Source organism: Xanthobacter pollutisoli (genome assembly GCF_040044995.1).
In the GTDB taxonomy this organism is placed as follows: domain Bacteria; phylum Pseudomonadota; class Alphaproteobacteria; order Rhizobiales; family Xanthobacteraceae; genus Xanthobacter.
This window is the reverse complement of record NZ_JBDZDP010000066.1, coordinates 1-1671: the sequence shown is the minus strand read 5'-3', so window position 1 is coordinate 1671 and position 1671 is coordinate 1. Positions and strand designations below refer to the sequence as shown.

At 63.7% G+C, this 1671-nt stretch carries 1 protein-coding gene; it reads right to left on the bottom strand.

Features of this window, described 5'->3' with window-relative positions:
• Positions 1-252: 252 nt before the first annotated feature.
• Complete coding sequence (locus ABLE93_RS26860; RefSeq protein WP_348842716.1) at positions 253-1569, bottom strand: IS1380 family transposase; 1317 nt, start codon at positions 1567-1569, stop codon at positions 253-255.
• Positions 1570-1671: the final 102 nt, after the last annotated feature.

Sequence of the window (1671 nt, the reverse complement as noted above, 5' to 3'; positions counted from 1 at the left end):
CCCAAAATCCGCGATGGAAATTTGATCGAGTAGGCTGGCCGGGCAACCGCTGATTCCAATCCCGTTTTGCGTCTTGATCCCTGACCCGACGGCTTCAGAAACCGTCTTTTGGGACGATCCAACCGCAGTCCTCGTCCTTCGCCGCCGCGCTACGTCATTTCAGCCTCCATATCGCCCGTCATCAGGCACGGCTGCGCCCATGCCACCTCTTCGCCTCATCCCGACGATGTTCGTTTCCGTCGCCGGAAGGCGCTACGAAGTCGCGTGGACGACACCTCCTTCCATCATGTTCAGCGCGACGCGTGCGCAGCGCTCGCGGATCTGCGCGAACACGTCCAGCATGTCCGCCGCGATCTTCAGGACGACCTGCCTGGCGTGGCAGACGACCTTTCCCGGCGTCTGGAACAGCCGCCAACGCACCGTTCGAACCTGCGAGTTCGACCAGTCGTCATCGAGCGCGTCCGCCCGGAATCCGAGGAAGAGGTTGTAGGCCAGCACGCCGACGGCGAAGAACATGGCGTTAGCGTGGAACTGTCCGCACGGCATGGATTCCATGCCGAAGCCGATCTTTATTTCCTTGATGCGGTTCTCGCTGGCGTCGCCGCGTTTCGAGTACCAGACCATCGTCGCCGCAGCGTCTTCGTCCTCGCGGTTGCTGGCGACGGCGTGGTAGCGCCACGGCGACCCCTGCTCGAACAGATCCACGTCGCGCGGGCGGCGCATGACGACCAGCCGGAAGGCCTTGCCCGTCTTGTTCATGCAGTGGACAGTCTCGGCGATCCAGCCGTCGCGGAAGCTCGTCCAGTCGCCTTCGGGGATGGCGGCGATGGCCGCCTTGACCGCCGAGTCCTGGTCCGCGCCGATGGCGAAGACCTTGCCTGTCGTTTCGCACCAGTTGAGGACCGCCGCCTGATAGGCGGCGCTGTCGGCGCGCACGGCCACGATCTTCTTGCCCTTCGGCATGGCCGCGTCGCAGTCCTGCATGAACTCCAGGTTGCGGGTCTGCGGCGCGACATTGCCCTCGCGGAACTCATGGCCGACGACGAGTCCGAGTTCGGCCATGTGCCCGACCATCGGCATGTATCCCCTCTCGCTCTTATAGGTCCATTTGGCATCGCGCTTCTCCGCGACGATCTGCGTCGCATCGATGTCGAGCGTGAAGGACAACCGTCCGTCCCGCGAGACAAGCCGCTGGAACACGGTCCTGTTGACGCGATGCATGCCCTCAAGTCCATCGGCCTGACCCATGCGGCGCAGCCAGTCTCCCGTCGCGTCGCTGCTCGGCATGACCTCAAGTTGCAGCAGCCTGCGCAGGGCCGTGTCCGAACGCAGGACGCGCAGGTCTTCCAGCGAACGTCCGCCGCCCGAGAGCATCAGGATGAGGGGAATGGCGTGGACGGAAGGCGCATAGCCCTTCGCGCTGCCGGGCGGCGGGAGTTCCCGGTCGATCGTCTCGGCGACGTTCACCGCCTTGAGGTATTCGCCATGCAGCGCCTGGCCGCCATGGGCGCTCAGCGATTCATCCGTCACGTCGAGCTTGAACGGCAACACCGTCTGCAACAACCCCATCGCACCCTCCGGGTGAAGGGAAACCGTGATTCCGATTCCTCAAACACCCATAGGATAAAGGAGCTTCAGCGGGACGGAACTTTCTTCATCGCGGAATTAGGG